Origin of the sequence: Streptomyces sp. CRCS-T-1 (assembly GCF_024442335.1) — a bacterium.
GTDB lineage: Bacteria > Actinomycetota > Actinomycetes > Streptomycetales > Streptomycetaceae > Streptomyces > Streptomyces koelreuteriae.
Genome location: NZ_CP101651.1, coordinates 4,533,726 through 4,557,991, shown reverse-complemented (window position 1 = coordinate 4,557,991; position 24,266 = coordinate 4,533,726). Strand labels below are relative to the sequence as shown.

The following is a 24,266-nucleotide window of genomic DNA, read 5'->3' as shown; positions in this document are numbered from 1 at the left end:
TCTGACCAGCGGAAACGGCGTAGCGGCTGTTACCCGCGTAACCCGCTACGCCCCCGCTACAGACACCGCAGAACCGCTACAGCCCCCGAGCGCGTAGCGGACCCATCCGCTACATCCCGCGCGACCGCTACGCCGGAAACCCGCTCTGACCTGCGACGTAGCAGCAGTGGCGCATGTAGCGGACCTACGGGCAAGGGGGCCCGCCTCCCCCAGAGTCTCCGATCAGGAAGGCAGTCTTCATGAGCACCGCGCTCCCGCCCTCCGACCAGTTGCTCTACACCCCGACGGAAGCCGCCACGGTTCTCCGGTTCGGGCGCTCCACCGTCTACGAGCTGATGGCCGAAGGGGTCCTGAGGTACGTCAAGCGGGGTCGTTCCCGCCGCATACGTCGCAGCGACCTGGAGGCGTACGTCAACGCCCTCGAACCGGTCTCCCACTGATCCACGCCCCCGCCAAGGCGCCCCCGGACACCCCGTCCGGGGGCGCCTTCCGTATGGAGGAGCACGTTGAGCCCCCGCAAACCGAACATGGAATCGTCCATCTACCTCGGTAGTGACGGCTGGTGGCACGGCCGAGTCACGATGGGCGTCAAAGACGACGGCAGTCCCGACCGACGCCACCGCCGAGCCAAGACCGAGACGCAGATCAAGCGCAAGGTTCGCGAGCTGGAGGACCTCCGCGACCGGGGCCGCGCCCCCAAGGCCGGCCGCAAGCCCACCGTGGCCCAGTGGATGACCACCTACCTGACCGACATCGCGAGCCTGAAGCTCAAGCCCCGCTCCCTGGACGACTACTGGTCCAAGACCCGCAACGACATCATCCCCGGCATCGGCCAGCACCGAATCGACAAGCTCCAGCCGGAACACCTGGAACGGATGTACCGCAAGATGCTCGACGCTGGGCACGCGGAATCCCACGTCCTCAAGGTGCACCGCATCCTCTCCCGCGCCCTGAAGATCGCCCACCGTCGCCGGATCATCGTCGAGAACGTGGCGACCCTCGTGGACCCGCCGACCGTCGACGAGACGGAGACGAATCCGTTCTCGATCGAGGAAGCGAAGGCCTTCCTGGAGGCCGCCGCCAAGCGGCCCACGTTCATGCGGTGGGTAGTCGGTGTCGGCATGGGGTTCCGGCAGGGTGAGGCCCTGGGATTCCGATGGAAGTACGTCGACCTCGACAACGAGCTGTTCCACCCCCAGTGGCAGCTTCAGCGCCTCACCTGGCGCCACGGATGCAAGAACGCCCACGCCTGCGGCGAACGACTTCACCGATTCGACCTCTGCCCGCCCGAATGCCGGACGCACAAGAGCTACAAGCGGGGTTGTCCAAAGCCGTGCCTGAGGGACTGCACAAAGCACGCCAGTGTCTGTCCCGACCGCAAGGGCGGCGGTCTCGTCTTCACCCGCCCCAAGACCAAGAAGAGCCGGAACGCCGTCCCTATCCCGCCCCCGTTCATCCCGTACCTGCTGGAGCACAAGGCGCAGCAGGAGGAAATGCGCGCCGCGGCGGGCGACGAGTGGGAGGAGCATGACGCGCTCTTCACCCGGCCGGACGGCCAGCCGATCGATCCCCGCGACGACTGGGAGGAATTCAAGGACCTGCTCGAAGAAGCAGGCATCGACGACCGGCGCCAGCACGACGGCAGCCGACACACCGCCGGCACGATCCTGAACGAGCTGGGCGTGGACCTCCCCACGATCATGGAGATCCTCCGCCACTCCCAGATCGGCCAGACTCGCCGGTACGTCAAGGGCAGGTCCCACCTCGCCAAGGCCGCCATGCTCCGCATGGGAGACACCTTCCTGCCGGGCCCGGTAGCCGTCCCGGAAGCCGCGTCTGAGACCACAACTGAGACCGGGGACAGCCGCGCGGCCCGCGCCCGGCGTCGCCGCCGCGTCCGCTGAACGAAAAACCCCAGGTCAGAGAACATCTGGCCTGGGGCAGGAAGAGCCCCCTGTCGGATTCGAACCGACGACCTACGCATTACAAGTGCGTTGCTCTGGCCAGCTGAGCTAAGGAGGCCCGTACGGGTGTGCACCCGCACGTGCCCGAGCAGTGTACCCAGGTCCCCGAGGGGCCCCGTCGAAAATTTCCGCGAAGTTCACAGGGGCGGAGGTACTGACAGACCAGGTGAACGCCAGGTACGGTCCTGAGCCAGTTCACACGCGTGGACTACACCACAACGGAATTCCGTCGTGGCACCGCCTTCCTACTCGGATCGTCCGGCACGTTCCTGCCGGTAGAAGGGGTTAGTTCATCATGGCCACTGTCTCGTTCGACAAGGCGACCCGGATCTACCCGGGCACCGAAAAGCCCGCTGTTGACGCGCTGGAGATCGACATCGAGGACGGCGAGTTCCTCGTCCTCGTCGGCCCGTCCGGCTGCGGCAAGTCCACCTCGCTCCGCATGCTCGCGGGGCTCGAGGACGTCAACGCCGGCGCCATCCGCATCGGCGACCGCGACGTCACGCACCTGCCGCCGAAGGACCGGGACATCGCCATGGTGTTCCAGAACTACGCGCTCTACCCGCACATGACCGTCGCCGACAACATGGGCTTCGCGCTCAAGATCGCCGGCGTCAACAAGGCGGAGATCCGGCAGAAGGTCGAAGAGGCCGCGAAGATCCTCGACCTCACCGACTACCTGGACCGCAAGCCGAAGGCGCTCTCCGGCGGTCAGCGCCAGCGTGTCGCCATGGGCCGCGCCATCGTGCGTGAGCCGCAGGTCTTCCTCATGGACGAGCCGCTGTCCAACCTGGACGCCAAGCTCCGCGTCAGCACCCGTACGCAGATCGCGAGCCTGCAGCGCCGCCTCGGCATCACCACCGTCTACGTCACCCACGACCAGGTCGAGGCCATGACGATGGGCGACCGCGTGGCGGTCCTCAAGGACGGTCTGCTCCAGCAGATCGACACCCCGCGCAACATGTACGACAAGCCCGCCAACCTCTTCGTGGCCGGCTTCATCGGCTCCCCCGCGATGAACCTGGTCGAGGTGCCGATCACCGACGGCGGCGTGAAGTTCGGCAAGTCGGTCGTCCCGGTGCAGCGCGACGCGATCGCCGCCGCCACCGACAAGACCGTCACCGTCGGCGTCCGCCCCGAGCACTTCGACGTCTCCGACGCCGAGCAGGGCCTCGCCGTCACCGTCAACGTCGTCGAGGAGCTCGGCGCCGACGCCTACGTCTACGGCACCGCCAAGGTCGGCGACGACTCCAAGGACCTCGTCGTCCGCGTCAGCGGCCGTGACGTCCCGGAGAAGGGCAGCCAGCTGCACATCGTGCCCCGCTCCGGCGAGACCCACGTGTTCTCTACGTCGAGCGGCGCGCGCCTGTCCGACTGACGGCAACCGCAAACACCCGACCTCGGGTAATTCACCCAGGTTGACGAAGAAGGCCCCGCAGAGCGCTGCGGGGCCTTTCTCGTTGTCGACAAATACCCCGGCAGACCGGACGTTTCGAGCAGTGTGCGTCAACCCCTTACCCAAAAATGGGCCCCTGCCCATCCCCCGAACCGGTGACTAAATGTCTACATTCCATTACCCCGCGCTACCCTCACACGCGTGAAGCACTCCACTACCCAACAGACGCGACGCGGCCGGGGCGGCCCCGCCCGCCGGGTCGGCCGCACCCTCGCCTTCGTCCTGCCCCTCGTCCTGGTGCTCTCCGGGACCCTCGCGGTCAGCCGAGTCAACTGGTCGGGGAGCTCCTCCGACCCGATGCTCACCGCGGCGGACACCGCCATGTCCGCCGGCACCTCGCGTGCCGCCAAGCGGGCTCCACAGGACGTCCTGCGCGACCAGCTGCTGACCGAGCTGCAGGAGCAGAACCCGGGCGTCGCCCTCACCCACCTCCAGCAGGCCGTCGACGACCGCCCGTCGCTGGCCCGGCACTGCGCCTCCCTCGCCCGCGCCCTCGGCCAGGCCGCCGTCCGGGTCTACGGCCCGACGCGCGCCCAGTCCTACGCCCGCCCGGTCTGCGACACCGCCTTCGCCACAGGCGTCGCCGCCGCACACCGCTGAGCACACCGCCCTGCCACCGGGTGGGACGTCGATCACGGCAGACGCGGGACCCACTCGTCCGCCGCGAAACCCGGGCGGGACGCCCCGTACAGTTCGGTCTCATGAGCGATCCGAGCGCCGCGTCCCGCCCCGTTCAAGCCGTCGTTCTGGCCGGCGGCCAGGGCTCCCGGCTCCGTCCGTACACCGACGACCGGCCCAAGCCGATGGTCGAGATCCCCGGGACGGGGACGCCGATCATCGGCCATCAGCTGTCCTGGCTCGCCGAAGAGGGCGTGACGGACGTGGTGGTCTCCTGCGGCCACCTCGCCGAGGTGCTGCAGACCTGGCTGGACACGGCCGATCTGCCCGTCTCCGTCACCACGGTCGTGGAGTCGGAGCCCCTCGGCCGCGGCGGCGGCCTCAAGTACGCCGCGGCTCATCTGCCCCACCCGGACCAGCCCTGGTACGCCACCAACGGCGACATCTGGACCCGGTTCTCGCTGCGTGACATGGCCGACTTCCACACCGAGCGCGACGCCATAGCAACCCTCGCCCTGGCCCGGCCCCGCCTGCCGTGGGGCGCGGTGCGGACGGACGGCTTCGGCCACATCACCGACTTCATCGAGGCCCCGCCGTCGACCTTCGAGATCAACGCGGGTGTCTACGTCTTCTCCCCCGAGTTCGCGGGCCTGCTGCCGCAGCGCGGCGACCATGAGCGGACGACGTTCCCCCGCCTGGCCCGGGAGCAGCGCCTGGCCGGGTTCACGATCCCGCAGGGCTCCTACTGGCGTGCCATCGACACGGCGAAGGACCTGACGGAGGCGGCGAAGGAACTGGCCGCGCAGGGGCGCTGAGAGCCCCGAGCGACGAGCGAGAGAGCGCGACGAGCGAGAGAGGGCCCGCACCTGATGGTGCGGGCCCTCTCTCGCTGTCGTCGGCCGGCTAGCCCAGCAGGCCGCCCACCAGGCCCGGCTGGCCCGAGGAGGAGCCGTCGCCGGTGCCGCCGGTGGAGCCGGAGCCGCCGCCCGTGGTGGAGCCGCCGGACGTGGGGCCGGAGGTCGTGCTCGGTGCCTCGTCGGCCGGGGAGGACTGCCGGGGCGGGGTCTGGCCCGCGCTGCCCTGGGTCTGGCTGGGCGAACCGCCGGTGACGGTGCCGCTGCCCCGGGTGGCGTCCGGCCGGGTCGTGGTGCCCGCGCTGGGGCTGGCCGTGCCGGCCGTGGCGCCCTGGGTGGGCGACGTGGAGGCCGACGGGGTCTTCTTCTGCTGCCGCTTGGGTTCGCCCGGGAGCGGGGAGCCCGGCAGCTCGTTGCGCGGGGCCTCGCCGGGGCCGGGGACGACGACCCGGTCGGCGTCGCGGACGGCGCCGCCGAGCAGCGAGCCGACGAGCAGGGTGAGGCCCGCGGCGATGGCGGTGACGAGGGCGCCGCGGCGCAGTACGTAGCTGCGCAGGTCCCAGATGTCGGCGCGGGGTCCGAGGCGGCGCCAGGCGCTGCCGGCCAGTCGGCCGTCGACGGAGTAGACGGGGGCGCCGGCGATGATCAGCGGGGACCAGGCGGCGAGGTAGATGATGTCGGGCGTCTCGTAGGCGGGGACGCTCTTCCAGCTCACGGTGACGAGCAGCGCGGCCGAGAGCAGGGCGCCGAAGAAGGCGGCGACGCGCTGCCAGCAGCCGAGGACCGTCAGGACACCGACGATGACCTGGGCGAAGGCGATGACCAGCCCGGAGCCGACCGGGTGCTGCAGGGCGAACTGGCGCAGCGGCTCGGCGACTTCCCAGGGGTGCAGGGTGTTGAGCCACGTGACCATGGAGCCGCGCTTGCCGCCGTCGAAGTAGACGGGGTCGCACAGCTTGCCCATGCCGGCGTAGATGGAGATGAAGCCGAGGAACACGCGCAGCGGGAGCAGGACGACGCCGAGGTTCATCCGGCGGCCCGGGTAGTAGGCGTGCCGCGCCGGGTCGTCGGCGTGGCGCCTGGCGGCCCGCCCGGTCTCGTCCGCGCCGTCGTCGAGGTTCTCGAAGTCCTCGTCCACGTAGGCGGGTTCGTCGTAGGCGCTGCCGACCGTACGCATGGGGGGCAGCAGCCGGGTGTCGTCTGAGTGGGTGCGCTGAGGGCCGACGACGGGGGTCTCGACCGTCTGCTCGAGGTCGTCCTCGTATCCGGCGCCGTAGCCCTCGCCCTGGTATCCGGTGCCGCCGTAACCCGTGGTGCCGTAGCCCGTGTTGCCGTGGCCGGTGCCCGGGCGGGCGATGACCTGGGTGGCTCCGGCGTCGGCGACGGGCTCCTCGGTGTGGCGGACGCTTTCGTGCCGCACGGCCTGGAGGAGCCGGTGGGCGCCGGTGTCGTCGGGCGCTGACTTGCCGCTCCAGACGACGGGCCGGCGACGGGCGGTGGCCCCGTCCGCCCCGCCCCCGGCGGTGGCGACGGGGAAGCGGGCGGTGTCCTCGCTGGCGGTCAGGTGCCGTGCGACCCGTGGGGACTGGACGCGACGCGTCGAGACGCCCAACTGCACGCGGAAAGACGCGTGATTGACGATGACCTGAGCCGGGTCGCTCGGCACCTTCACCATGCTCAGCGCGGGAGCGTCGTCGAGTCCCGACGAGCGGTCCCCCGTGGGAGTGCGGGGTGTTCTGGTGTCCACACTCATCTAACCGAGTGACGTCGCGATAGGACACTGCTTTGACCGGCCGGATCTGTCCGGACCCCGTCAAGCTTGCCCTTGTCGCCCCGACACCTCCGGAATTACCCCGTACGGGTGAAGTTCCGGATGCCTGTTCAGCGACGTCGGCGCGCCGCCTCGTAGAGCACGATCCCCGCCGCCACACCGGCGTTGAGCGACTCGGTGCCGCCCGGCATGGGGATCCGCACCAGGTGGTCGCACGTCTCGCCGACGAGCCGGCCCAGGCCCTTGCCCTCGCTGCCGACGACGATGGCGACGGGCCCGCCGAGGGCCTCCAGATCGCCGAGCTCGGCCTCACCGTCGGCGGCGAGGCCGACGACCACGATGCCGGCCTTCTTGTACTGCTCCAGCGTGCGCGTCAGGTTGGTGGCGCGGGCGACGGGCGTACGGGCGGCGGCGCCGGCGGACGTCTTCCAGGCACCGGCGGTCATCCCGGCGGCACGCCGCTCGGGTACGACGACGCCGTGCCCGCCGAAGGCCGAGACGGACCGGACGACCGCGCCGAGGTTGCGCGGGTCGGTCACCCCGTCGAGCGCGACGATCAGCGGGTCCACGCCCTCGTCGGCGGCGGCAGCGGCCAGGTCCTCGGGGTGGGCGTACTCGTACGGCGGGACCTGGAGCACCAGGCCCTGGTGGTTCAGCCCGTTCGTCATCCGGTCGAGCTCGGGGCGCGGCGCCTCCATGAGGTTGATGCCCCCGCGCTCGGCGGCGAGTTGCAGAGCCTCGCGCACCCGCTCGTCGCTGTCGACGAACTGCTGCACGTACAGCGTGGAGGCCGGTACGCCCTCGCGCAGCGCCTCGACGACGGAGTTGCGTCCGACGACCAGCTCCGAGGTGCCCTTGGCGCGCGGGCCCTTGGTGCGGCTCTGGGCGCGGCGCGACTTGGCCTGGGCGGCGCGCTGCTTGGCGTGCCCCTTGCGCGCCTCGGCGGGCGGCGTCGGCCCCTTGCCTTCCAGGCCCCGGCGCCGCTTGCCGCCACTGCCGACCTGCGCGCCCTTCTTGCCGGACATGCGGCGGTTGTTCGCGGCCATGAGCTACCCGTCTCCGTGAAGTGGTTCGTACGTACGTCTGCGTACGTCTGTTGCGTCTGTGCTTGTTATGTCTCTGCAGTGTGCCGCCCGGAGGCCCGGGCGGCACAGTCGATCAGCCGTGGGCCTTGTCTCAGCGGGGGCCGAGGCTCCAGCGCGGGCCCTGCGGGCTGTCCTCGATGACCAGGCCGGACTGGCCGAGCTGGTCGCGGATGGCGTCCGCGGTGGGCCAGTCCTTGCGGGCCCGGGCGGCCTCGCGCTGGTCGAGGACCATGCGGACCAGCGTGTCGACCACGCCGTGCAGGTCTTCGCCGCGGTCGCCTTCCCCGGCCCAGTGCTCGTCGAGCGGGTCGAGGCCGAGGACGCCGAGCATCGCGCGGACCTCGGCGAGCCGGGCCACGGCGGCTTCCTTGTCGTCGGCGGCCAGCGCGCTGTTGCCCTGGCGGACGGTGGTGTGCACCACGGCGAGCGCCTGGGGCACGCCCAGGTCGTCGTCCATGGCCTCGGCGAAGGCGAGCGGCACCTCGGGGGCGGGCTCGACGACGCCGGCCTTCTCCACCACGCGCTGCACGAAGCCCTCGATCCGCGCGAACGCCGACTCGGCCTCGCGCAGTGCCTCCTCGCTGTACTCGATCATCGAGCGGTAGTGCGGGGTGCCGAGGTAGTAGCGCAGCACGATGGGACGCCAGCGCTTGACCATCTCGCTGACCAGGACCGAGTTGCCGAGCGACTTGGACATCTTCTCGCCGCTCATGGTGACCCAGGCGTTGTGCACCCAGTACCGCGCGAATTCGTCGCCGTAGGCCTTGGCCTGGGCGATCTCGTTCTCGTGGTGCGGGAAGACCAGGTCGAGGCCGCCGCCGTGGATGTCGAAGGCGGTGCCGAGGTACTTGTGCGCCATCGCCGAGCACTCCAGGTGCCAGCCCGGGCGGCCGCGGCCCCACGGCGTCTCCCAGCTGGGCTCGCCCGGCTTCGCCGCCTTCCACATGGCGAAGTCGCGCGGGTCGCGCTTGCCGGTCTCGCCGGCGCCGGACGGCTGCTGGAGGTTGTCCAGCTCCTGGTTGGACAGCTCCAGGTAGCCCGGGAAGGAGCGCACGTCGAAGTAGACGTTGCCGTCGGCCTCGTAGGCGTGCCCGCGCTCGATGAGGCCGCGCATCATCTCGACCATCTCGGTGATGTGGCCGGTGGCACGCGGCTCGTAGGTCGGCGGGAGGCAGCCGAGGGCGTCGTAGCCGTCGTTGAACGCGCGCTCGTTCTCGTAGCCGATGGACCACCAGGGGCGGTTCTGGTCGGCCGACTTGGCGATGATCTTGTCGTCGATGTCGGTGACGTTCCGCACGAACGTGACGTCGTAGCCGCGGTAGGCGAACCAGCGGCGCAGGATGTCGAAGTTCAGGCCGGAGCGGATGTGGCCGATGTGCGGGGCGGCCTGCACGGTGGCACCACACAGGTAGATCGAGACGCAACCCGGCGTGAGCGGGGTGAAGTCACGGATCTGCCGGGCGCTGGTGTCGTACAGGCGAATAGTCACGACACCAGGGTAGTAGGCCGTGGCGTATGTACGGCACCGTTCCCGCGTGCGGGTGCGTGGGGGCTTGTCGCGCAGTTCCCCGCGCCCCTAAGAGTCGGACCGGTCATCCCCGTTTCACGACCAGGGCCGTTGCCACCGCCATCAGGCCCTCGTCGCGTCCGGGGAAGCCCAAACCGTCTGTTGTTGCCCCCGACACCGATACCGGTGCTCCGGCCGCCTCCGAAAGGATCTTCTGCGCCTCGTCCCGCCGCTTCCCGATCTTCGGTCGCGGGCCCACCACCTGTACGGCGATGTTGCCGATGCGGAAACCGGCCTCGCGGACGATGCGGGACGCCTCCGTCAGGAGGGCGACGCCCGATGCGCCGGACCACTCCGGGCGGCCCGTGCCGAAGTGCTGACCCAGATCGCCGAGGCCCGCCGCGGAGAAGAGGGCGTTGCAGGCGGCGTGGGCTACGACGTCCGCGTCGGAGTGGCCTGCCAGGCCAGGGCCCTCGCCCTCCCACTTCAGGCCGGCGCACCACAGCTCGCGGCCGTCCTCGAAGGCGTGGATGTCGGTGCCGATGCCGACCTGGGGCAGCGGGAAGTCGTCAGAAGCCATCGTTGAGCCTCCTGCGGGCCAGGACCGCCTCCGCGAGGACCAGGTCGAGGGGGCGGGTGACCTTGAAGGCCTCCTCGTGGCCGGGCACGGCGACGACGGTGAGGCCGAGCTGCTCGACCATGCCTGCGTCGTCGGTGACCTCGCCGGTCACGGTCTCGTGCGCCCGGACCAGCGTGGCCCGGTCGAAGCCCTGCGGGGTCTGCACGGCGCGCAGCAGCGCGCGCTCCGGCGTGGCGACGACCGGCTCCGGCTCGCCGGGGGTCCGCGCGGGCTCGACCTGCTTGACGGTGTCGGCGAGCGGCAGCGCCGGGACCACGGCCGGGGCACCGTCCCGTACGGCCTCGATCACGGCGTCGACGGTGTCCACCGGCACCAGCGGGCGGGCCGCGTCGTGCACCAGGACGATGTCGTGGCCGGACGGCAGCGCGTCCAGGCCGAGCTTCACGGACTCCTGGCGGGTCTGCCCGCCCGGGACGACGAGGAAGTCCGTCCGCTCGGGCAGCGCGTGCGCGTCGAGCAGCGACCTGACCTCGGCGGCACCGTCGGGCGGGGCCACCACGACGACCAGGGAGACGGCACGGGAGGCGGCCAGCGCGCGGACCGCGTGGATGAGCATGGGCGTGCCGCTCAGCGCGCGCAGCGCCTTGGGGGCGCCGGGGCCGAGCCGTACACCGCGGCCGGCGGCCGGGATCACGGCCGCCGTACGGGCTGCCGCGGGGGCGGCCGGCGGCGCAGGGCGTGATTCGTCAGACATCGGTTCCTGTCAGGTTTGTGTTCTGGCCTGGCGTGGGTATGGCCTGGAGGAGTGCCGGGCGCGACGCGCTCGACCGGACCCTTCCGTGACGCTGGTCGAGCCGGCTGCCCGGGCCCGGCACGCCAAACAACCGGGGCGTGAGTGATAACACATCCCGGAGTGGCGGTGCACCGGCATCCGAGTACGAACATGCCGCAGCGCCCGGCGACAGGAAATTCGTCATCGGGCACCGCGGCATTTCGATGTGCAGCGTGGATCAAGCATCAAGCAGAGTGCTGATCGACGGGTTTCGCCTCAGGAGGCGAGCACCTCGTCGAGCAGGGCCTCGGCCTTGTCCTCGTTGGTGTTCTCCGCGAGGGCGAGTTCGCTCACCAGAATCTGGCGGGCCTTGGCGAGCATGCGCTTCTCGCCCGCGGAGAGTCCGCGCTCGCGCTCACGACGCCACAGGTCACGCACGACTTCCGCGACCTTGATGACATCGCCGGAGGCGAGCTTCTCCAGGTTTGCCTTGTATCGACGGGACCAGTTCGTGGGCTCCTCGGCGTACGGTGCGCGCAGCACCTCGAAGACCCGGTCCAGCCCGTCCTGACCGACCACATCACGCACGCCGACGAACTCCGCATTGTCCGCTGGCACACGCACCGTCAGGTCGCCCTGGGCGACCTTCAGCACCAAGTAGGTCTTGTCCACGCCTTTGATCTGACGAGTTTCGATAGCCTCGATCAGCGCGGCCCCGTGATGGGGATAGACCACGGTGTCGCCAACCTTGAACGTCATGTGACAGGTACCCCTTCCGTGGCTATCCAGGGTAACACGGAAACTGCGGGTTCTGAATGGCGTTTTCGCAGGTCAGGGCATATCTCGGGGCTTGACAAGTCCGACAGGAACGTGCTTCGACAAGGGGATGGAAGAAGGTATTCGCAGGTGGGAGCGGCTGTCCGGGGCGAGCGAAACGCGTACGTTACACGCATCCGAAGCACCCTCCAGACGGCTGAACATCCCGATATGTCCCGTTCCGTATGATCGACTTCCGCTACTCCGTTCGGACGGCCGAGCGGGGTTCAGGTCGAATCCGGAATTGATCACAGGGCCTCCGGAGGAGCCGTCGGTGATCAATTCCGAGGTGGTCCGCGCATTCCTTCACGGAAGTTTTGCGGTACCGCGCGGGGCTCTTATGTGAATGCCGGACGAGCACTCCGCCAATGTGACCCAGGAGTCACATGTGATGCGGGAGTCAGTTGTGACAGAGGTGGGATCAGAGGTGCCGGGGGGTCGGGTGCGGCCGCGCGGGAACGGCTCGGTAACCTGAGGCCTGCTGACACACACTTAGGGCGGCTTTATCGGCCGCCCTGCTCGAGTCAAGGAGTTGCCGCCGCCGTGAGCAGCAGCCTTCGACGTGGCGCCCTCGCCGCTGCCGCCGTCGCGTTCTCGATCGCCTCGCTCGCCGCGTGCGGCGCCGGCAACAGCGCCCAGACGCTGGAGATCAAGCCGGACAACGCGGCGACCAGCGTCGGCGACATCAAGATCCAGAACGCGATCGTGATCACCCAGCCCGACCTGGAGTCGACCGGCCCGGCCGCGATCTCCGCGACCTTCTTCAACTCCGGCAAGTCCGCCGAGACGCTGGAGTCCATCACCCTCCCCGGCACCGGCAAGACCGCCGAGCTCAAGCCCGCCAAGGGCGGCAGCCTCAGCATCCCGGCCGGCGGTTCGCTGATCCTGGGCGGCAAGGGCAACGCCACGGCCAGCCTGGCGAGCAGCCGTGAGGCCGTCCAGGACGGCAACGCCCAGAAGGTCACCTTCACCTTCAGCAAGACCGGTGACGTGAGCCTGCGCGCGTTCGTCGTCCCCGCCGAGCACTACTTCGCCGAGTGGGGCCCGAGCGAGGTCCCGGCCGCGCCGGGCGCGTCGGGTGCCCCGTCCGGTTCGCCGTCCGGTTCGCCGTCGGGTTCGCCCGCCGAGGGCGAGTCGGGCGCGCCGGCCGGTACGGAGAGCCCCGCCGGTGGTGAGACGCCGGGCGGTCACGAGTCGCCGGGCACGCCGACCGACGCGGCCTCGGCGAGCGCGACGGGTGGCGCGGGCGCCGGGCACTGAGCGGCCGTAGACGCCGTCAGAGACGGAGAAGGGGCGGGACCTCCTGGAGGTCCCGCCCCTTCTGTTTCCGTCTGTCTCCGCCCGCTTCCGCCGCCGGCGTGCGGCTCACGGCTCGGACCGTGCGGCGGCTTACGGCTCGAACTTGTAGCCGAGGCCGCGGACCGTCACCAGGTAACGCGGGGCGCCCGGGTCCGGCTCGATCTTGGCGCGCAGGCGCTTGACGTGGACGTCGAGGGTCTTGGTGTCACCGACGTAGTCGGCGCCCCAGACCCGGTCGATGAGCTGCATGCGGGTCAGGACACGCCCGGCGTTGCGCAGCAGCATCTCCAGCAGGTCGAACTCCTTCAGCGGCAGGTCGATCTTGGTGCCGCCGACGGTGACCACGTGCCGGTCGACGTCCATACGGACCGGGCCGGCCTCCAGCGCGGCCGGGGTGACCTCCTCGGGCTCGCCGCGGCGGCGCAGCACGGCCCGGATACGGGCGACCAGCTCGCGCGAGGAGAAGGGCTTGGTGACGTAGTCGTCGGCTCCTATCTCCAGGCCGACCACCTTGTCGATCTCGCTGTCCTTGGCGGTCACCATGATGACGGGGACGTTGGAGCGGCCGCGCAGCTGGCGGCACACCTCGGTGCCCGGCAGGCCGGGCAGCATCAGGTCGAGGAGGACGAGGTCGGCGCCGTTGCGCTCGAACTCGTCGAGTCCGTCGGGGCCCGTGGTCGCGACCGCGACCTCGAAGCCCTCCTTGCGGAGCATGTACGACAGGGCGTCGGAGAAGGACTCCTCGTCCTCGACGACGAGCACTCGGGTCACGGAAGGACCTCCGGGGCGGGAAGCGTTTCGTACGCGGTTGATTCGGGGGATGTGGGGGTGGACCGCCCGGCCTCCTCGTCGAGGCCCGCGCCTCCTGCGCGTATCTCTCGGGCGGGCTGCTGTGCGCGGTCGCGGGCCACGCCCGCCTCCGGCAGCCGCAGCGTGAAGGTGGAGCCCTGGTTCTCGGCGCTCCACACGGAGACCTCCCCGCCGTGCGAGGCGGCCACGTGCTTCACGATCGCCAGCCCCAGTCCCGTACCACCGGTGGCACGGGAGCGGGCGGGATCGACGCGGTAGAAGCGCTCGAAGATGCGCTCCTTGTCCTTGTCGGAGATGCCGATGCCCTGGTCGGTGACGGCGATCTCGATGTGTTCCCCGCCGGACGCGTTCACCCTGCGGGCGGCTATGCCGACGCGGGTCCGGGCGGGCGAGTAGTTGACCGCGTTCTCGACGAGGTTGCCGAGGGCGGCGGCGAGCTGGCCGCGGTTTCCCCATACGTGCAGGTCGGCGGTGCCGCCCGCGGCCATGGTGATCTGTTTGGTGCCGGCCTGGTGCCGGCAGCGGTCGATGGCCTCGGCGACGAGTTCGTCGACGCGGACCGGCTCGGCGTCCTCCAGCGGGTCGTCGTTCTGCACCCGGGAGAGGTCGATGAGCTCCTGCACCAGGCTGGTCAGCCGGGTGGCCTCGATCTGCATGCGTCCGGCGAAGCGCTCCACGGCCTCGGGGTCGTCGGAGGCGTCCATGACGGCCTCGGAGAGCAGGGAGAGGGCGCCGACCGGGGTCTTCAGCTCATGGCTCACGTTGGCGACGAAGTCGCGCCGGACCGCCTCGATCCGGCGGGCCTCGGTGAGGTCCTCCACGAGCAGCAGCACCAGCCGGGACCCGAGCGGCGCGACCCGCGCGGAGACGGCCAGGGCCTCTCCGCGTCCGGTACCGCGCCGCGGCAGGTCCAGCTCCACCTGGCGTATCTCCCCGTCGCGCCGGGTGTCCCGGGCCATCTGCAGCATCGGCTCGACGGCGAGCTTGCCGCCGCGGACCAGCCCGAGGGCGTACGCCGCCGAGCTCGCCTTGACCACCGCGTCCGCCTCGTCGAGGACGACGGCGGAGGACCTCAGGACCGACAGGACGGTGTCCACGCCCGGCGGAAGCACCGGGTCCGTGTGCAGGGAGGTACGGGTGGGGCGCTTCTGCTCGCGCTCGCTCCACCGGAACGCCAGCATGGCGATGACACCGGTGAGCACCCCGGCGATCGCAGCCACTGCGGCGACCGCCGCGTTCACGTCCATGCACCCAGGTTAGGCATGGCACGGGCACGGGCCACAGCCGTCGGACTGCGACCTCGAACACTCGTCGCCCAGAGTTCACCTTGGAGCCAGTATTGGTTCATTTGGGATGACGGAAACGGACGCGTACGGGCCGGAACGTGGGAGCGTGGGGTTCGGGCCGTCGGTCATACGACGGTCGTACCGCCGGTTGTTCGGTGGGCCCTGGCTCGATGGGTGGGCCACGGCTCGTTCGGTGGGTCTGGCTCGCTCCGTGGGCCACCGCCCTCGAACCCCCGACACAGACGCACGAGAGGGAAGCCTGATGCGGGACGCGTACCACGAGGAACTGGACTCGATCAGCGACAGTCTGGTGGAAATGGCCCGGCTGGTCGGATCGGCGATCGGGCGCGCCACCACCGCCATGCTCGACTCCGACCTGAAGCTGGCCGAGGCCGTCATCGAGGCCGACCAGAAGGTCGACGAGCTCCAGCACGACCTGGAGGCCCGGGCCATAGCCCTGCTGGCCCGCCAGCAGCCCGTCGCCACGGACCTGCGCATCGTCGTCACGTCGCTGCGGATGTCGGCCGACCTGGAGCGCTCGGGCGACCTCGCCCAGCACGTCGCGAAGCTCGCGCGCCTGCGCTACCCGGACCGCGCGGTCCCGAGCGACCTGCACGCCACGATCCTGGAGATGGGCCAGCTCGCGCAGCGCCTGATGGCCAAGGCCGCGGAGGTCATCATCACCAAGGACGTCGACCTGGCGCTCCAGCTGGAGCAGGACGACGACGAGATGGACCTGCTGCACCGCACCCTCTTCCAGCACCTGATGGACGACCGCTGGAAGCACGGCATCGAGACGGCCGTCGACGTCACGCTGCTGGGCCGTTACTACGAGCGCTTCGCCGACCACGCGGTCTCGGTCGCCAAGCGCGTGGTGTACCTGGTGACGGGTGAGCACGCGGATGAGCTTCAGACGGATGTGCAGCCGGAGATTCAGGCGGTGGCTTCGGAGGCGGAGAGCGCCTGAGGCCTGGCCGGGGGGCGGGTGAGGATCGGCTCGGGGGGCGGGTGAGGATCGGCCGGGGCGCGCGGAAGCCTCAGTGCGCCGTTGATGCGCCCAACGGAACGGGCATCCAATGGGCACAGGCACCAGCCTCGAGGAGGATCCCATGGCCGATTCCCCCAGCACCACGCCCGACCCCACGCAGGAGCGCGAGACCGAGCAGCCCGCCGAGATCAGGAAACTGACCCTGATCGCCGCGTGCGGCTGCGGCTCGGGCTGCGGCTGCGGGTGCCAGTCGGGCAGCCCCTGCCAGTGCGGCTGAATTCCGTAGGGCCCCGGTGGTTCGCCTCCGGGGCCCTACGGCGTTCAGGTCGCGGTCGCCTGCGTGCTCGTACGGGCGGAGCATGGACGTAGGGAGGTCACGGCCGCGCAATGAGAAGGAGGCGCGAGGTCATGGCGAAGTTCATGGACGTCCACCACAGCATGAAGGGCATCACGGAAGAGCAGCTGCGGGAGGCCCACAACGCGGACCTCGCCATCGAGGGCGAGGAGCGCGTCCACTTCGAGAGGGCCTGGGCCGACCCGGAGTCCGGCCTGGTCTACTGCCTCTCCGAGGCCCCCTCGGCCGAAGCGATCCAGCGCGTTCACGAGCGCGCCGGGCACAAGGCCGACGAGATCCATCCGGTGCCGTTGTCGATCCAGTGAGGTGAGCTGAGCGACCGGCCGCCGTGTGCGCCCTGCCGGTCGCGCAGCCATGCCGGACGAGGATCAGAGGCTTGCCGCGGGACCCTCCGGGACCGGTTCCAGGTTCTTCGCAGCAGGCTCCCCCGGCTTCTCCGCCGCAGCCTCCACCACCGGCTCCTCCGTCGGCTCCTCCACGGGCTCCTCCTCCGGCAGCCGCCGCATCAGCACCCCGTACCCGAGCCCGGCCACCGTCCCGACGACCGCGCACAGCCCCCACAGCCACTCCGCACCGACCCGGTCGATGACGAAGCCGGAGAGCAGCGGGGCGACGAGGCCGGCCACGGACCAGGACATCGTGTACATGCCCTGGTAACGGCCGCGTCCGTGCAGCGGGGAGAGCCGGACGACCAGGCCGGTCTGGGTCGGGGCGTTGACGATCTCGGCGAGCGTCCACACGCACACCGTGAGGGCGATGACGCCGACCGACCCGGCGAAGGCGGTGAGCGCGAAGCCGTACCCCGCGAGGAGCGAGGAGAGGACGAGCAGCCGGCGCGGGTCGCGGTGCTCGATGAACCGGGTGACGGGGATCTGCAGGACGACGATCAGCACGCCGTTGACGGCGATCGCCGTGCCGTACTCGGCCGGCGTGAACCCGGCCGCGCCCATCGCCACCGGCAGCCCCACCGACCCCTGCTGGAAGATCAGCGCGATGAGGAACGACAGCCCGACGACGCTCATGAAGCGCCCGTCGCGCAGCACGGTGCCGAGACTGACGGAGTCGTCGTCCTGGACCGCCTTCGCACCCACCGCCTTCGCACCCACCGCCTTCGCACCCACCGCCTTCACCGTCTCTGCCGGCTTCGATTCCGGCAGCCTCAGGAAGACGAGGATCGCGCAGGCCATCGTCATACCGGCCTCGATCAGGAACCCGGCGCGGTAGCTGACCTCGGCGATGAACCCCGCGGCCATGGAGGACACGGCGAAGCCGAGGTTGATGGCCCAGTAGTTCAAGGAGAAGGCGCGGATCCGGTCCTCGGGCCGCACGATGTCCGCCATCATCGCCTGCACGGCCGGCCGGGAGGCGTTGCTCGCCATGCCGACGAGGAAGGCGACCCCGGCGATCGCGACCGGGTCGCGCACGAACCCGAGGAGCGCGACGGACACGGCGGTCGAGGCCTGCGCGATGAGCAGCGTCGGCCGCCGGCCCAGCCGGTCGGTCATCACCCCGCCGCCCAGCGAGGAGATCACTCCGCCGAGCCCGTGCAGGGCGGCGACCAGACCGGCGTACGTGGCGGAGTAGCCGCGGTCGAGCGTCAGGTACAGCGCCATGAAGGTGGCGACGAAGGCGCCGAGCCGGTTGACCAGCGTGCTGGTCCACAGCCACCAGAACTCGCGGGGCAGCCCCGAGACGGTCTCCTGGACGGCGCGTCTGGCACGGACGGCGTACGGCATGGACTCCCCCGGAGGTAAGCGGCGCAGGATGCAAGCGGCACAGGTGGGTAAGCGGCGCAAGCAGCAAGCACAAATTACGAACGGGGGTGGGCGGCGGGCCACTCAATTAACAGGTCCGGTCAAACGTCCGCCTGCCGGGCAGCCACGCGAACGGGCGAATGCGTGGATTACGCTCTGGGGCATGGCCGACGCACCGTACAAGCTGATCCTCCTCCGCCACGGCGAGAGCGAGTGGAACGAGAAGAACCTGTTCACCGGCTGGGTGGACGTCAACCTCACCGCGAAGGGCGAGAAGGAGGCGACGCGCGGCGGCGAGCTGCTCAAGGACGCCGGCCTGCTCCCCGACGTCGTGCACACGTCCCTCCAGAAGCGCGCCATCCGCACGGCGCAGCTCTCCCTGGAGTCCGCCGACCGCCTCTGGATCCCGGTCCACCGCAGCTGGCGCCTGAACGAGCGCCACTACGGCGCCCTGCAGGGCAAGGACAAGGCGCAGACGCTCGCCGAGTTCGGCGAGGAGCAGTTCATGCTGTGGCGCCGGTCCTACGACACCCCGCCCCCGGCGCTGGACATCGACGCCGAGTACTCCCAGTTCTCCGACCCGCGCTACGCGACCCTCCCTCCGGAGCTGCGCCCGCAGACGGAGTGCCTCAAGGACGTCGTCAACCGCATGCTCCCGTACTGGTTCGACGCGATCGTCCCGGACCTGCTGACGGGCAAGACGGTCCTGGTCGCGGCCCACGGAAACTCCCTGCGCGCCCTGGTCAAGCACCTCGACGGCATCTCCGACGGTGACATCGCGGGCCTCAACATCCCGACGGGCATCCCGCTGTCGTACGAGCTCGACGCGGACTTCAAGCCGGTGAAACCGGGCGGGACGTACCTGGACCCTGAGGCGGCTGCGGCTGCGATTGAGGCGGTCAAGAACCAGGGGAAGAAGAAGTAGTTCGAACCTTCCTTAGGCCCCCGACCTGCGGTTCTTTTGCGGGCGGGGGCTTTCTGGCTTGGGGCGGTCTGTTACTGGGCGGTCGGAGGCCGCTCCCGAGGGCCTGGCCCACCGCGCCGGGCCTGCCGGTACTCCTCGTAGAGCCGGTCGCCGGTCACGCAGCTGCCGATGGCCTCGCCGTCGTCATCCACGGCCCGGCAGTCCGGGCACGCGGGGCAGTGCAGCAGCATGCACAGGTACGCGGCCCGCTCGGGGGCGGTCGGGCACTCGTGGTCCTCGTTCTCGTAGTGGTCGCAGAGGGTGCGGACGGAACGGGCGAGGCGTTGCGCGTGGGCGCCCCGGGCGGAAGCGCTGAGGCGCAGCCGGGCTTCACCGATGCAGAACGACGCACAGGCTCTCGCCGCGCTGTCTTCGGGCAGCGCCAGCGCGGCCGTCTCGACCTCGGGGACGACGAGCATGAGGCGCCCGCGCAGATGGAGCGTCAGCGTCTCCAGGCTGCCCGGCCGGGGTGCGTCGGTGTCGTTCGCGAGGAGGCGGTCCGCGCAGGCGCGCATGGTCTCGAGGTCAAGCGGCAGCGCGGTTCTGCTGACGGGCGCGGTCATGACTCGTCGTTTTCCTCGCTCGGGCATCGGCCGGCCATCGCGAGAGCCAGCACATCGACCACCATGCCCAGCCGCCCGGGCCGGAGGAGGGGCACGGCCCAGAAGGACGCCCGTGTCTGCTCGTCGAATGCGGTGCGGTCGGCTCGCGGTACTCCGAGGTACGTGCCCTCGCCCAGGCACTCCGCGACCGGCGCGCACCACATCTGTGCGGTGCCGGGCGGTACGAGGGCGTAGTAGCGGCGGAAGCCCGGGTCGTGAATGACCGGGGCACCGCTGAGGCACCGGGCCAGCCGGTCGCTCACGGTGTCCCGATCGGCGCTCGCGACCGCCCGGTGCACGACCCGCTCAGGCAGACGAACCGCCTCGAAGACCCTCCCCAACGGAATCACGGCGAGCTTCGCGGCACCGTTCCACTCTCCACGCGCGGTGTCCGGTGACGGATGGGCCGATGCCAACCACCGCTCGACCGTCCCGCAGCCCGGCGCACTCGCCGTGGATGGGCAGGAGACCCCCGGGAACCTAATCTCTGTCATGTCGACGCTCCTCAGCAGCGTTGGCCACGCCCCGGGACCGGTCGCACGGTCGCCGGGGTCCTCGCAGGTAGACCCTTGCGCCAGACGCCGATTGCTCCCATCCGAAGCCCCATAGGAGCGCCCTATATTGGAGCTATGGGGGAATTCCGTACGGACCTCTGGTCCCATCCCGCACTCGCCTCAGCGGTCACGGTTGAAGACTGGGGCCAGGTCTTCCGCACCTACCGCAAGCTCACCGGCCTGAGCCAGACCAAGCTCGGTGAACTCGTCGGACTGGTCCAACCCGACGTCTCCGACATCGAACGCGGACGATGTCGGGTGACCTCGCTCGAAGTACGACAGCGCATCACGGCCGGGCTCGAAATCCCGCCGTCCCTGCACACTCCACCAGAGCACCCGGACACCGCACCGGTCCCCGCACTCTCCCTCGTCGGCCCAGGCCCCGACGAAGACCTCCTGGCCCGCGTCACCAGCGTCGTCGGCACAACACACCGCGTCGACGCCCCCACCCTGGACTGGCTGGACCGCTTGCTCGCCGAACACCGCCGCGCGGAGGACGTGATCGGCTCCCGCCCCCTCGTCGAAGTGATGCGCCGACAACTCCGCACCGTCGTCGACCTCTACGCCGCCGCCCGCGGACCACTCGCCGACCGCGTCGTCCGCCTCGCCTCCGAACACGCCCAATTCCTCGCCTGGATGGCCCAGGACCAAGGCCAGACAGCCGCCGCACTGGCCTGGTACGACCGCAGCCACGAATGGGCCCTGGAAGCCGGCGACGCCAACATGGCGGCGACCACCCTCAGCATGAAGGCCCACATGGCCTGGTCCGGCGGACGCGGAACCCGCTGCGTACGACTCGCCGAAGCCGCCCGCTGGTCCGCCCCCGGCACCTCCCTCGGCGTCCAGGGCATGGCCGCCCAGATGACCGCCCGCGGCCACGCCCTCAACGGCGACGCCGCCGAACGCCACCTGGACGACGCCCAGATCCTCATCAGCCGCGCCGCCGAACACCCCGAGGATGAGCCCCCGTGGATGTACTTCTACGGCGAAACCTGGTTCACCCTGCAACGCGGCATGGCCGCACTGCACCTACGGAACTGGCAGACAGCCATCGCCCACCTCACCACCGGCCTGAACGCCCTGCCGGACGACTACCGACGCGACAGAACCTGGTACCGGTCCTGCCTCGCCCACGCCCTCGCCGGCGCCGGTGAAGCGCCTCAGTCCCTCGCGGTAGCCACGACAGCCGTCCCCGACGCCTCAGCTGTCGGCCGTCCTCACTCCTGGAACGAACTCCACACCACAGCGGCGGTTCTCCTGCGACGCGGAGCCAGGGAAGGACACCAACTGGTTGCCGCACTACGGGAACACGACTGAACGGCCCCCGCGACGCACTGAGTTACAACCTTCTCTCCACTGGCTTGCGCGAATGATCAGTTCTTGGTCAACGTGCACTTGTTCGGCGTGAACGCCTGCCGTGCTTCGGTGTGGCGACGGTGGCATGTTCGGCACGTACGCCGACGGCTTCAACGACGTGTGGGAGACCGCCCGGCCTGCAAAGGGGACCTAGTGGCCCGGACCGAGTACTACGACGACCCCGCTGCTCCGATCCCCAACAGCCTCGTCGTGGCCGCGTCGGCGGTGGTCATCGACGACCAGGGCCGCATTCTGCTCCAGCGCCGGCGGGACAATGACCTGTGGGCGCTGCCCGGCGGGGGCATGGAGATGGACGACTCTCTGCCCGGCTGCGCCGTACGCGAGGTCAAGGAAGAGACCGGCTACGACGTCGAGATCACAGGGCTGGTCGGTACCTACACCGACCCCCGGCACGTCATCGCCTACACCGACGGCGAAGTCCGCCGCCAGTTCAACATCTGCTTCACCGCCCGCATCATCGGAGGAGATCTGACCGTCTCCGACGAATCCACCGAGGTCCCATTCATCGCTCCCGCAGAGGCGGACGCCCTACCTATGCACCACACCCAGCGCCTACGGCTACACCACTTCCTGGAAAGTCGCCCGACGCCGTATCTGGGGTAGGCCCGGCGCTCGACTCTTCCTGGTCGCCAGCACGCAGTCGTCGGTGGTGGCTACCTTCCGTGAGGAGTCGCACCGCGCCTGCGTGTCGGACGGTGCTGGGCACTCTCGTCAGCGAAAGCGCAGAGAAGCTCGATGAACTCTCGGTACTCGTCGGGGTCGGCGGGATCCTTTCTGGGCGACTGGGCGATCCACTGCTGCCAGAGTCCGTCCGGGGCGAGGTACCGGGCCGCATGGTCGGTGCCGGCCTTGGCGTCGAGCAGCAGGAGCGCGCCAAGGGCGTCCGTCTGGTCATAGACGAGGTCAGGGCGAGGCAGATAGCGGTCGAGGTAGGCAATCAGGAGGTCGGCGTCGGCCGAGGTGCCGAAGGAGGCCAGGGCGATGCAGTACGCCTGCCCCGCGTAGGGCCATTTACTGGCGAGCAGGAGTTCACCGAGGCGCTCCCGGAACTCGGTCCTGCCGGCAACAGCGATGAGCCAGGCTGCCGTTCCGCTCTCGCGCCAACCTCGGTCGAGCAGCAGGTCCAGTTCACGAGGAGCGATCCGATAGGCAGCCTTCCCCAGCTTTCGCATGAACTTGGCCCGGTCGCGTCCGCTCATGCCGAGAAGGAAGCCGCCGAGTTTGAGGTACCGACGGTCGGTTGTGACGTAGCGGCGGGTCAACTTCAGCAGTTCGAACTCTTCAGCGGTGAGACGCATGGGCAGCATCGTCGTACGGCCGACGCTTTCGGACCAGCCCTTGGGAAGGGCACGCGCCTCAGCCCTGCGTGTCCCTTCTTCTCAGCCTCCGTCTCGTTCAGCCCGTTCACGGCCGTTCAGGAGGATCACCGTGGGGGGGCCTGGCCTGCCAGAGCTTTGGCGGAGCGCTACGAGTCCTCAGCCGTCGTGGTGCGTCGGGGCGGCTGTCCCTGAGGGCTCGTGATCGGCATGAGGGATTGCTACGACCTGGTACTCGTCCTCGTAGACGATCCTTCCGGGGTCGGAGGACTCCAGCCGTCGGCATTCGACCCCGTGCGCGGCAAGCAGTTCCAGGTAGCCGTCCACCCTCGTGACGAATTCTGTGGAGGACGTCTTGAACCAGGCGACGGCACCGGGGTGGGTCTCGTGGTCGTAGACGAGGGGGTCGGCGTCCGAGGGGTTGGGGCAGTTGGCGTCGTACCAGTCGTTGCCGGCACGCCAGAACCTGTACTGCTCGGCGTCCAACTTGCCCTCGCGGGCGAGTCGGTTGGCCAGGCCGAAGACGCCAGGAAAGGAGCCCCGATCGTTGGGGAGCGTTCCTTGGAACCTCACGTACGGTCCCTTCATCGTCGCCTCACCCTGTCTCTCCCTGTAACGGCTCGTCGTGCTTGCGCAGCCCGCGAGTGATCCGGCGTGGCACAGGCGCACGGCCTGAGTCTCGTGTGCCAGGCGCTTGGGCCGGGTTGTCCTCCGGGGCCGGGGAGTACGCACAGCAGGATCGGTCTTGGCCTGCGGCCCGTTCTTCAGCCGTGGGTCTGGATGCCCGGTTGAAGCCCGATATTCGGTGGCGGAGGTGTTCCGGAGCGGTTCACCATGCCCCATGGTCTCGGATGAGCACACCGATGAACGAGCTGTGGCTCGGTGGACGCAGTCGACCGTTTACCCCGATATGTGGGTTGATCCGGATGATGATCCTCGTGAGACAGAGACTGAAAGCGTTGATGAGCGCAGCGTCCTGCTCGAGAATCTGCGGCACTATCGGCTGACCCTGGAGATGAAGTGCGCCGGGCTGGACGCCGAGCAGATGGCTCTGCGGTCTGTGCCGCCGTCGACGATGTCTCTGCTCGGGCTGGTGCGGCACATGGCTGAGGAGGAGCGGCATTTTCGGCGGGTGATGGCCGGGGAGGACGCGCCGAAGCTGTATCGGACCGAGGAGGATCGGGACGGGGACTGGAACGGGGCGGTCGCTGATCCGGGGGTCGTGGAGGATGCCTGGCGGCAGTGGCGGATCGAGGTGGAGCTCACCGATCGGTATCTGGGTGGCGTCACCGACCTCGCCAGTACGAACGCCGGGTTTTCCGACCTCGGGCCCGAGCCCGGTGGGCGGCTTCAGTTGCGGGATGTCCTGGTGGCGCAGATCGCGGAGTACGCGCGGCACTGCGGTCATGCCGATCTTCTGCGTGAGTTGATCGACGGGCGTGTCGGGCAGTAGTGACGACCAGGCCCAGCGTGTGGTCATGACCTCTCGGGTAATCGACCGCTCCTTTCCCTCCCGGCAGGATCGGACCTGTCCAGAC

26 protein-coding genes and 1 tRNA gene are annotated in these 24,266 nt (G+C 69.8%); 13 read left to right on the top strand and 14 right to left on the bottom strand.

All coding sequences use genetic code 11. The annotated features are described in order from the left end of the window. Positions 1-239: 239 nt before the first annotated feature. The gene (locus NNW99_RS20740; RefSeq protein WP_003991911.1) at positions 240-440 is read left to right on the top strand and encodes a helix-turn-helix domain-containing protein; all 201 of its coding nucleotides are present in this window, start codon (positions 240-242) and stop codon (positions 438-440) included. A 66-nt stretch (positions 441-506) separates the two neighbouring features. Next, entirely contained in the window at positions 507-1,904 is a 1,398-nt protein-coding gene (locus NNW99_RS20735) for a tyrosine-type recombinase/integrase (protein WP_215120626.1), read from the top strand. Between the two features lie 44 nt (positions 1,905-1,948). Here the strand turns inward: NNW99_RS20735 and NNW99_RS20730 are convergent. Further along, a tRNA-Thr gene (locus tag NNW99_RS20730) sits at positions 1,949-2,022 on the bottom strand. Between the two features lie 237 nt (positions 2,023-2,259). On the opposite strand from NNW99_RS20730, the gene NNW99_RS20725 reads away from it, so the two are divergent. From NNW99_RS20725 to NNW99_RS20715, 3 genes are all read left to right on the top strand, one after another. Beyond that, complete coding sequence (locus NNW99_RS20725; protein WP_215120625.1) at positions 2,260-3,342, top strand: ABC transporter ATP-binding protein; 1,083 nt, start codon at positions 2,260-2,262, stop codon at positions 3,340-3,342. Positions 3,343-3,561: 219 nt separating this feature from the next. Then, positions 3,562-4,020 (top strand): hypothetical protein, encoded by a 459-nt coding sequence (locus tag NNW99_RS20720; protein ID WP_215120624.1) that lies wholly within the window; start codon positions 3,562-3,564, stop codon positions 4,018-4,020. Positions 4,021-4,121: 101 nt separating this feature from the next. After that, positions 4,122-4,853 carry a nucleotidyltransferase family protein gene (locus NNW99_RS20715; RefSeq protein ID WP_215120623.1) on the top strand — a complete coding sequence of 244 codons (732 nt, stop codon included), beginning with the start codon at positions 4,122-4,124 and terminating at the stop codon, positions 4,851-4,853. A gap of 88 nt (positions 4,854-4,941) precedes the next feature. Here NNW99_RS20715 and NNW99_RS20710 read toward each other — a convergent pair whose 3' ends face one another. The 6 genes from NNW99_RS20710 to NNW99_RS20685 all read right to left on the bottom strand — a co-directional run bounded on the left by NNW99_RS20710 (position 4,942) and on the right by NNW99_RS20685 (position 11,366). Further along, positions 4,942-6,645 (bottom strand): DoxX family protein, encoded by a 1,704-nt coding sequence (locus NNW99_RS20710; RefSeq protein ID WP_215120622.1) that lies wholly within the window; start codon positions 6,643-6,645, stop codon positions 4,942-4,944. Between the two features lie 128 nt (positions 6,646-6,773). Further along, entirely contained in the window at positions 6,774-7,709 is a 936-nt protein-coding gene (gene rlmB, locus NNW99_RS20705; protein WP_215120621.1) for a 23S rRNA (guanosine(2251)-2'-O)-methyltransferase RlmB, read from the bottom strand. Between the two features lie 130 nt (positions 7,710-7,839). Next, a complete protein-coding gene (gene cysS, locus NNW99_RS20700; protein ID WP_215120620.1) occupies positions 7,840-9,237 on the bottom strand; it encodes a cysteine--tRNA ligase in 1,398 nt (465 codons plus the stop codon). Positions 9,238-9,340: 103 nt separating this feature from the next. Further along, the gene (gene ispF / locus NNW99_RS20695; RefSeq protein WP_215120619.1) at positions 9,341-9,835 is read right to left on the bottom strand and encodes a 2-C-methyl-D-erythritol 2,4-cyclodiphosphate synthase; all 495 of its coding nucleotides are present in this window, start codon (positions 9,833-9,835) and stop codon (positions 9,341-9,343) included. Then, positions 9,825-10,589 carry a 2-C-methyl-D-erythritol 4-phosphate cytidylyltransferase gene (ispD, locus tag NNW99_RS20690; protein ID WP_215120618.1) on the bottom strand — a complete coding sequence of 255 codons (765 nt, stop codon included), beginning with the start codon at positions 10,587-10,589 and terminating at the stop codon, positions 9,825-9,827. Before ispD ends, ispF begins: the two co-directional genes overlap by 11 nt. Positions 10,590-10,883: 294 nt before the next feature. Beyond that, a complete protein-coding gene (locus NNW99_RS20685) occupies positions 10,884-11,366 on the bottom strand; it encodes a CarD family transcriptional regulator (RefSeq protein ID WP_003953493.1) in 483 nt (160 codons plus the stop codon). Positions 11,367-11,966: 600 nt separating this feature from the next. Here NNW99_RS20685 and NNW99_RS20680 point away from each other — a divergent pair. Further along, on the top strand, positions 11,967-12,683 hold the full coding sequence (locus tag NNW99_RS20680; RefSeq protein ID WP_215120617.1) for a DUF461 domain-containing protein: 717 nt from the start codon (positions 11,967-11,969) through the stop codon (positions 12,681-12,683). Between the two features lie 129 nt (positions 12,684-12,812). Here the strand turns inward: NNW99_RS20680 and NNW99_RS20675 are convergent, their stop codons facing one another. Then, positions 12,813-13,493, bottom strand: a complete 681-nt coding sequence (locus NNW99_RS20675) for a response regulator transcription factor (RefSeq protein ID WP_030243122.1) — start codon at positions 13,491-13,493, stop codon at positions 12,813-12,815. Beyond that, positions 13,490-14,779, bottom strand: a complete 1,290-nt coding sequence (locus NNW99_RS20670; RefSeq protein WP_215120616.1) for a cell wall metabolism sensor histidine kinase WalK — start codon at positions 14,777-14,779, stop codon at positions 13,490-13,492. Before NNW99_RS20670 ends, NNW99_RS20675 begins: the two co-directional genes overlap by 4 nt. A 301-nt stretch (positions 14,780-15,080) precedes the next feature. On the opposite strand from NNW99_RS20670, the gene phoU reads away from it, so the two are divergent. From phoU to NNW99_RS20655, 3 genes are all read left to right on the top strand, one after another. Next, on the top strand, positions 15,081-15,785 hold the full coding sequence (gene phoU / locus NNW99_RS20665; RefSeq protein ID WP_215120615.1) for a phosphate signaling complex protein PhoU: 705 nt from the start codon (positions 15,081-15,083) through the stop codon (positions 15,783-15,785). Between the two features lie 142 nt (positions 15,786-15,927). Continuing rightward, complete coding sequence (locus tag NNW99_RS20660) at positions 15,928-16,083, top strand: hypothetical protein (RefSeq protein WP_215120614.1); 156 nt, start codon at positions 15,928-15,930, stop codon at positions 16,081-16,083. 131 nt (positions 16,084-16,214) lie between these two features. Beyond that, positions 16,215-16,466: an SCO4226 family nickel-binding protein gene (locus NNW99_RS20655; protein ID WP_215120613.1), complete on the top strand. Its 252-nt coding sequence runs from the start codon at positions 16,215-16,217 to the stop codon at positions 16,464-16,466. 63 nt (positions 16,467-16,529) lie between these two features. Here NNW99_RS20655 and NNW99_RS20650 read toward each other — a convergent pair whose 3' ends face one another. Continuing rightward, a complete protein-coding gene (locus NNW99_RS20650; RefSeq protein ID WP_215120612.1) occupies positions 16,530-17,897 on the bottom strand; it encodes an MFS transporter in 1,368 nt (455 codons plus the stop codon). Between the two features lie 181 nt (positions 17,898-18,078). On the opposite strand from NNW99_RS20650, the gene NNW99_RS20645 reads away from it, so the two are divergent. Then, the gene (locus NNW99_RS20645) at positions 18,079-18,840 is read left to right on the top strand and encodes a phosphoglyceromutase (protein ID WP_215120611.1); all 762 of its coding nucleotides are present in this window, start codon (positions 18,079-18,081) and stop codon (positions 18,838-18,840) included. A gap of 71 nt (positions 18,841-18,911) precedes the next feature. Here the strand turns inward: NNW99_RS20645 and NNW99_RS20640 are convergent, their stop codons facing one another. Both NNW99_RS20640 and NNW99_RS20635 read right to left on the bottom strand, forming a co-directional pair. Then, positions 18,912-19,442 (bottom strand): DUF6415 family natural product biosynthesis protein, encoded by a 531-nt coding sequence (locus tag NNW99_RS20640; protein ID WP_215120610.1) that lies wholly within the window; start codon positions 19,440-19,442, stop codon positions 18,912-18,914. Further along, positions 19,439-19,975, bottom strand: a complete 537-nt coding sequence (locus NNW99_RS20635; RefSeq protein WP_251057877.1) for a hypothetical protein — start codon at positions 19,973-19,975, stop codon at positions 19,439-19,441. Before NNW99_RS20635 ends, NNW99_RS20640 begins: the two co-directional genes overlap by 4 nt. A 135-nt stretch (positions 19,976-20,110) precedes the next feature. On the opposite strand from NNW99_RS20635, the gene NNW99_RS20630 reads away from it, so the two are divergent. Both NNW99_RS20630 and NNW99_RS20625 read left to right on the top strand, forming a co-directional pair. Continuing rightward, entirely contained in the window at positions 20,111-21,352 is a 1,242-nt protein-coding gene (locus tag NNW99_RS20630; protein ID WP_215120609.1) for a helix-turn-helix domain-containing protein, read from the top strand. Between the two features lie 192 nt (positions 21,353-21,544). Next, positions 21,545-22,015, top strand: coding sequence for an NUDIX hydrolase (locus tag NNW99_RS20625; protein WP_215120608.1), 471 nt, complete (start codon positions 21,545-21,547; stop codon positions 22,013-22,015). 50 nt (positions 22,016-22,065) lie between these two features. On the opposite strand, the gene NNW99_RS20620 is transcribed toward NNW99_RS20625, so the two are convergent. Both NNW99_RS20620 and NNW99_RS20615 read right to left on the bottom strand, forming a co-directional pair. Next, entirely contained in the window at positions 22,066-22,710 is a 645-nt protein-coding gene (locus tag NNW99_RS20620; RefSeq protein WP_215120607.1) for a DUF6000 family protein, read from the bottom strand. Positions 22,711-22,887: 177 nt separating this feature from the next. Then, the gene (locus NNW99_RS20615; protein WP_370869147.1) at positions 22,888-23,301 is read right to left on the bottom strand and encodes a hypothetical protein; all 414 of its coding nucleotides are present in this window, start codon (positions 23,299-23,301) and stop codon (positions 22,888-22,890) included. 268 nt (positions 23,302-23,569) lie between these two features. Between NNW99_RS20615 and NNW99_RS20610 the strand changes: the two genes are divergently transcribed. After that, positions 23,570-24,181, top strand: a complete 612-nt coding sequence (locus NNW99_RS20610; RefSeq protein WP_215120605.1) for a DinB family protein — start codon at positions 23,570-23,572, stop codon at positions 24,179-24,181. The last annotated feature ends 85 nt before the right edge of the window (positions 24,182-24,266 follow it).

Bases quoted from the DNA above. Each gene is read 5' to 3' on its own strand.
- NNW99_RS20670 (WP_215120616.1), bottom strand. From the start codon at position 14,779: ATGGACGTGAACGCGGCGGTCGCCGCAGTGGCTGCGATCGCCGGGGTG.
- NNW99_RS20635 (WP_251057877.1), bottom strand. From the start codon at position 19,975: ATGACAGAGATTAGGTTCCCGGGGGTCTCCTGCCCATCCACGGCGAGT.
- ispF (WP_215120619.1), bottom strand. From the start codon at position 9,835: ATGGCTTCTGACGACTTCCCGCTGCCCCAGGTCGGCATCGGCACCGAC.
- NNW99_RS20715 (WP_215120623.1), top strand. From the start codon at position 4,122: ATGAGCGATCCGAGCGCCGCGTCCCGCCCCGTTCAAGCCGTCGTTCTG.
- phoU (WP_215120615.1), top strand. From the start codon at position 15,081: ATGCGGGACGCGTACCACGAGGAACTGGACTCGATCAGCGACAGTCTG.
- NNW99_RS20685 (WP_003953493.1), bottom strand. From the start codon at position 11,366: ATGACGTTCAAGGTTGGCGACACCGTGGTCTATCCCCATCACGGGGCC.
- NNW99_RS20610 (WP_215120605.1), top strand. From the start codon at position 23,570: ATGGTCTCGGATGAGCACACCGATGAACGAGCTGTGGCTCGGTGGACG.
- NNW99_RS20660 (WP_215120614.1), top strand. From the start codon at position 15,928: ATGGCCGATTCCCCCAGCACCACGCCCGACCCCACGCAGGAGCGCGAG.
- NNW99_RS20740 (WP_003991911.1), top strand. From the start codon at position 240: ATGAGCACCGCGCTCCCGCCCTCCGACCAGTTGCTCTACACCCCGACG.
- NNW99_RS20620 (WP_215120607.1), bottom strand. From the start codon at position 22,710: ATGCGTCTCACCGCTGAAGAGTTCGAACTGCTGAAGTTGACCCGCCGC.
- NNW99_RS20645 (WP_215120611.1), top strand. From the start codon at position 18,079: ATGGCCGACGCACCGTACAAGCTGATCCTCCTCCGCCACGGCGAGAGC.
- NNW99_RS20725 (WP_215120625.1), top strand. From the start codon at position 2,260: ATGGCCACTGTCTCGTTCGACAAGGCGACCCGGATCTACCCGGGCACC.
- NNW99_RS20640 (WP_215120610.1), bottom strand. From the start codon at position 19,442: ATGACCGCGCCCGTCAGCAGAACCGCGCTGCCGCTTGACCTCGAGACC.
- NNW99_RS20630 (WP_215120609.1), top strand. From the start codon at position 20,111: ATGGGGGAATTCCGTACGGACCTCTGGTCCCATCCCGCACTCGCCTCA.
- NNW99_RS20655 (WP_215120613.1), top strand. From the start codon at position 16,215: ATGGCGAAGTTCATGGACGTCCACCACAGCATGAAGGGCATCACGGAA.
- NNW99_RS20710 (WP_215120622.1), bottom strand. From the start codon at position 6,645: ATGAGTGTGGACACCAGAACACCCCGCACTCCCACGGGGGACCGCTCG.
- rlmB (WP_215120621.1), bottom strand. From the start codon at position 7,709: ATGGCCGCGAACAACCGCCGCATGTCCGGCAAGAAGGGCGCGCAGGTC.
- ispD (WP_215120618.1), bottom strand. From the start codon at position 10,589: ATGTCTGACGAATCACGCCCTGCGCCGCCGGCCGCCCCCGCGGCAGCC.
- NNW99_RS20650 (WP_215120612.1), bottom strand. From the start codon at position 17,897: ATGCCGTACGCCGTCCGTGCCAGACGCGCCGTCCAGGAGACCGTCTCG.